5 protein-coding genes and 1 pseudogene are annotated in these 5104 nt (G+C 64.2%); 4 read left to right on the forward strand and 2 right to left on the reverse strand.

The annotated features are described in order from the left end of the window. Positions 1–178: 178 nt before the first annotated feature. Positions 179–460 carry a hypothetical protein gene (locus EOA29_RS24520; protein WP_126094298.1) on the reverse strand — a complete coding sequence of 94 codons (282 nt, stop codon included), beginning with the start codon at positions 458–460 and terminating at the stop codon, positions 179–181. Between EOA29_RS24520 and EOA29_RS24525 the strand changes: the two genes are divergently transcribed. Beyond that, positions 460–1521, forward strand: coding sequence for a YeiH family protein (locus EOA29_RS24525; protein ID WP_245464696.1), 1062 nt, complete (start codon positions 460–462; stop codon positions 1519–1521). The two genes, EOA29_RS24520 and EOA29_RS24525, sit on opposite strands and share 1 nt — an antisense overlap. Here EOA29_RS24525 and EOA29_RS24530 read toward each other — a convergent pair. Beyond that, a complete protein-coding gene (locus EOA29_RS24530; protein WP_126094299.1) occupies positions 1518–2015 on the reverse strand; it encodes a GAF domain-containing protein in 498 nt (165 codons plus the stop codon). The genes EOA29_RS24525 and EOA29_RS24530 overlap by 4 nt on opposite strands. A gap of 190 nt (positions 2016–2205) precedes the next feature. On the opposite strand from EOA29_RS24530, the gene EOA29_RS24535 reads away from it, so the two are divergent. From EOA29_RS24535 to EOA29_RS43205, 3 genes and pseudogenes are all read left to right on the forward strand, one after another. Next, a complete protein-coding gene (locus EOA29_RS24535; RefSeq protein ID WP_245464968.1) occupies positions 2206–3102 on the forward strand; it encodes a GlxA family transcriptional regulator in 897 nt (298 codons plus the stop codon). A gap of 311 nt (positions 3103–3413) precedes the next feature. Next, positions 3414–4718, forward strand: coding sequence for a Xaa-Pro peptidase family protein (locus EOA29_RS24545; protein WP_127221726.1), 1305 nt, complete (start codon positions 3414–3416; stop codon positions 4716–4718). A gap of 225 nt (positions 4719–4943) precedes the next feature. After that, positions 4944–5104: pseudogene (locus EOA29_RS43205) on the forward strand (isochorismatase); the annotation flags it as partial.

Below are 5104 nucleotides of genomic sequence, written 5' to 3' on the forward strand. Positions count from 1 at the left end.
CACCGGCACCCATTTGGCGTAGGCAGCCCGCACGATTGTCTTGATGGCCGCGGCATCCGCCGGGCCAGCCGGCCGAAACTCGATGGAAGAAACGACGCTCATTCAAACGCTCCAAATGCAAAAAACCCGCCGATCGTTTCGATGGGCGGGGGCTGGGATGGACGAACCGGGTTGCTTGTCAGCCGGCCTTTGTCTTCACGCAATCAGCATGCCGCTCCTTCGAACGGCGGCGTCGCTGCGGGTTTGCGGGAAAGGCGATCATGGCGTGAAGCTGGACCAGCAGCCGCGACGCTGTCAAGCCGGCCGTCGAGCCGTCGACGTTGCAATCACCCGATCTCGGTAGTCCTGCCGCGCAAACCCAGATCGTTCGCAAAAATCGATCATTATAACTCGAATAATTCGTTGGAAAGATTGGTTCTGGAATGGCATTTCCCCGGCGAACATGCTTGGAGAATTGCATTGTCTTTCCTGCCCACCGCCGCGAACGATCTTCCAAATGGCCCGAGTTCGGCCAGTTCTGGAAGCCAGAGCCCCGCCCTGCCTGCGATCTGGGCCGGCATCGTGCCGGGAATCGTGCTCGTGGCGATGATCACCAGCGTCGCCTATTCGGCGCGCAATCTCTCCGGCCTCACCCTATTCAGCCCGATGATCCTCGCGGTCGTCGCCGGCATGGTCTATTCCAATGTGCTCGGCACGCCGGCCCACGCCAAGGCCGGCATTGCGTTCGCGCAGCGCCGGCTGCTGCGCTTCGCCATCGTGCTGCTCGGCTTCCAGCTCACGCTCGGCCAGGTGGCGGGCATCGGCCTCGGCGGCGTCGGCATCGTCGCCGCCACGCTTGGCGCCACCTTCCTCTTCACCGTCACGCTCAGCCGGCTGATCGGCGTCGACGCCAAGCTGGCGCAGTTGATCGCGGCCGGCACCTCGATCTGCGGCGCCTCCGCGATCGTCGCCACCAACATCGTCACCGACGCGCGCGACGAGGACGTCACCTATGCGGTTGCCGCAATAACCCTGTTCGGCACCATCGCCATGCTCGGCTTCCCGCTGCTGGCGCCTCTATTCGGCCTCGACCAGCATGCTTTCGGCCTGTGGGCCGGCGCTTCGATCCACGAGGTGGCACAGGTGATCGGCGCCGGCTTCCAGAACGGCACTTTTGCCGGCGAAACAGCGACCGTCGCCAAGTTGACGCGCGTCGCCATGCTGGCGCCGATGGTAGTCGCGCTCGGCCTTATGGCGCGCCGCGGCAGCGCCGATGCCTCAACCGCGAAACCGCCGATGCCGTGGTTCGTCGTCGCTTTCGTCGCGGTCGTGGCGCTGAACAGCCTGGTCGCGATTCCGGGGCAGATCCACTCGGCGATCGCGCTCGCGGCGCAGGTCATGCTGACCATGGGGCTTGCCGCCATGGGCCTGCAGGCCGATATTTCGCAGCTGCGCTCGCGCGGCCTGCGCCCGCTGATGCTGGCCTTCTCGGCTTTTCTGTTTATCGCCTGCTTCGGCCTGGTGCTGGTGAAACTCGTCTAGTCCTCGAAAGAACTCGCCGCCACATAGATCGCGGCGAGTTTCTCGATACCGGCCTGGTCTTCCTTGTCGAAGCGGCCGGGCAGCGGGCTGTCGAGGTCGAGCACGCCGAACACGCCGTCCGCATCGCGCAAAAGCACGACCAGTTCCGAGCGCGAGTCGGCATCGCAGGCGATGTGGCCGGGAAAATCGTGCACGTCCTTGATCAGCATCGACATGCCGAGATCGACCGCCGTGCCGCAGACGCCTTTGCCGACCGCGATGCGCACACAGGCCGGCTTGCCCTGGAAGGGGCCGAGCACCAGCTCTTCGTCGGACTGCAGGAAATAGAAGCCAGCCCAGTTGAGATCGGGCACTATCTGGTAGATCAGCGCCGAGGTGTTGGCGGCGTTGGCGATGGAATCGCCCTCGCCTTCCAGCAGCGCTTTCAGTTGCGTGGCCAACTCGTTGTAGAAGGCCGGCTTGTTGCTCGTGTCGATGGCGGTTGCCGCAAACATCCTGGTCGTTTCTCCGTTGTACGCGGCCCGAACGGCCCGCTACAGTTTGGCCTTCTCTGCCACCAATACAGCGTGCGGGAAATACACAATTGTGAGCGCCATCCTCGCCAGCCGTAAAAGGGACCGCATCCTGCCTGAGGCACACGAAGCCCCCCTCACCTTCGCAGTGCTGGTCTTTCCCGGCTTTCCGATGATGGCGTTTTCTTCCGTCATCGAGCCGCTGCGCGCCGCCAATATCCTTGCCAAACGCGACTGCTACCGCTGGATGATCGTCGGCGCCGACCGTGGCACGGTCGAGGCTTCCAACGGCGTCGTCATCCAGCCCGGCTTCTCGGCGGCCGACGCGCCGAAGGTCGACCGCATCGTCGTCTGCTCCGGCGGCGATGCCGACCATGTCGTGGCCGACGAGGCGATGAGCTGGATCAGGAAAAGCCTGCGCGGCGGCGCGCATATCGGGGCCGTGGCCGATGCCGCCTTCTTTCTGGCTCGCGCCGGCCTGCTCGACGGCCATGCCTGCACCTTGCACTGGACCAGTCAGGCCGCCTTCACCGAGGCTTTCCCGGACATCGAGCTCAGGCGCGACCTCTTCGTCATCGACCGCAAGCGCTTCACCTCGGCCGGCGGCGTCGGCAGCCTCGACATGATGCTGGAGATCATCACGCGCGATTATGGCGCCGAACTCGCGGCGGGAGTCGCCGAATGGTTCGTGCATTCACCTTTGCGGTCGAGCGTCGACCGCAAGCTGATGCCACTGCGCCTGCGCACCGGGGTGCAGAACGAGCTTGTGCTGTCAGCCATCGCCATCATGGAAGATGCGGTGGAGGAGCGGCTCGGCATTGCGGAACTGGCGGAGCGGCTCGGCGTCTCGCCCGACAAGCTCGAGCGCAATTTCCGCGCTGAGTTGGATATCTCACCCAATGGCTACTACCGGCGACTGCGATTGAAGCGGGCGGCCGACCTCCTGGCACACTCGACGCTGATGGTGCGCGACGTCGCGTTGGCCTGCGGGTTTGCTTCGATGTCGAGCTTTGCCCGGGCGTTTCGCGAGGAGCATGGGCACGCGCCTAAGGCGATGCGGCGGCACTAAGCGCCGTCTTTCAGTAGGCCGAGTTCCGTCACGCCCCCCTCTGGCCTGCCGGCCATCTCCCCCGCAAGGGGGGAGATTGGATGTCGCCGCCGCATTCGCCAATCGCCAAATATTGCGGAAGAATGCCGCCGGGCGGAGCTGCTGATCTCCCCCCTTGCGGGGGAGATGGCCGGCTGGCCAGAGGGGGGTGCTGTCCCGCCAGCGTTGCAGTTAGACGAAAACCACGCCTGCGGCATCCGGCACGACCTTTGCGGAATAACGCACAAGCCCAGCGCCCTTCCCCGCTATGTTCGCGAGAACAGGAGGCACCCATGAGCATCGTCGTTTTCGATCCGGACAGCACCGAGGATGTGGACTTCAAGGACCGCATGCGCCACCCGGCCGCGGCCGATCCCGCGGGCGGCATGTGGCTGTCGGACACCGAGCCGTCCTTCATCAACGCGGACGCGCTGCGTAAGGGTCGGCTTACCAAGCTGCGCGCCTGGATGCGCGAAGCGGGTTACGGCGCAGTGGTTCTCTTCGATCCCTACAACCAGCGCTATGCCACCGGCTCGCGCAACATGTTCGGCTATTTCCTGCGCAATTCGACCCGCTATTTCTTCATCCCGACCGAAGGGCCGATCGTGCTGTTCGAGTATCCGCAGAGCTACCATGTCTCGATGGTGCTCGACACGATCGACGAGGCGCGTCCTTCCAAACTGGTCTGGTCCTCGGTTTCCGGACGCGACGACGAGACCGCCGGACCGTTCGCCGACGAGATCACCGAGCTTCTGAAGAAGCATGGCGGCGGCTCGATGAAGCTCGGGCTTGACCGCTGCAGCCATCTGCAGGCCCTCGCCCTGGAAAAGCGCGGCTGTGAAGTCAAGGACTGCCAGGGCGAGATCCTCGCCGTGCGCGCGGTGAAGACGCCTGAGGAAGTGAAATGCCTGCAGACCTCGATGGCGGGCGCCGAAGCGGCGGTGGCGGCGGGGCGGGGTGCGATCAAGCCCGGCGTCTCCGAGAACGAGCTCTTTGCCATCATGTATCACGAGGTGATCCGCCAGGGCGGCGAGTTCATCGAGACGCGGCTGCTCACCTCGGGACAGCGCACCAACCCGTGGTTCAACGAAGCCAGCGGCCGCAAGATCAGGCCGGGCGAGCTGGTCGCGCTCGATACCGACACGATCGGCTGCTACGGTTACTACTCCGATTTCTCGCGCACCTTCCGCTGCGGTCCGGGCAAGCCGACGCCCTACCAGAAGTCGCTCTACCGCATGGCGCATGACCAGGTGCAGCACAACATCGGGATCGTGAAGCCCGGCATGGCTTTCCGCGAGATTGCCGAGAAGGCCTGGAAGATCCCGGATCGCTTCGTCGACCAGCGCTACACCTCGGTGATGCACGGCGTCGGCATGCATGGCGAAACGCCTTTCATCGCGCACGCGATGGACTACGAGACCTATGGCCGCGACGGCGTCATCGTGCCCGGCATGGTGGTCAGCGTGGAAAGCTATATCGGCGAGAAAGGCGGCCGCGAGGGCGTCAAGCTGGAGGACGAGATCCTGATCACCGAGACGGGCACGGAGCTGCTCTCGCGCTTCCCGTATGAGGATGAATTCCTGGAGCCGCAGATTTGATGCTGGTATCGCAAAGCTTCGAGATTGGCGTCATTCTAGGGCGAAGCAAGGAGCAGAGCGACGCGGCGCAGACCTGGAATCCATGCCGTTCCGTCTCCGCTTCGCCACGGTGCGGAATTCTGTTAGGCAGCGATCGACGATCAAGGTAACGGCATGGATTCCAGGGTCTTCGCGACGCCGCTTCGCGGCTGCTTCGCCCTGGAATGACGAAGTCTGAGAATCCGCATGAAAACGCCCATTTCCATCCGGCGCGGTACGGTGGCCGCGGTGTTCATCGATCTCCAGGAGGAGCATCGCAAGGACAAGCGCTATCTGGTCGAAGGCTTTGCCGACATCCTTGCCAACGTCCAGCGGCTGCAGGAGGCGGCGCGGCGCAACTTCGTGCC

The organism is Mesorhizobium sp. M1E.F.Ca.ET.063.01.1.1, from assembly GCF_003998155.1.
GTDB lineage: Bacteria > Pseudomonadota > Alphaproteobacteria > Rhizobiales > Rhizobiaceae > Mesorhizobium.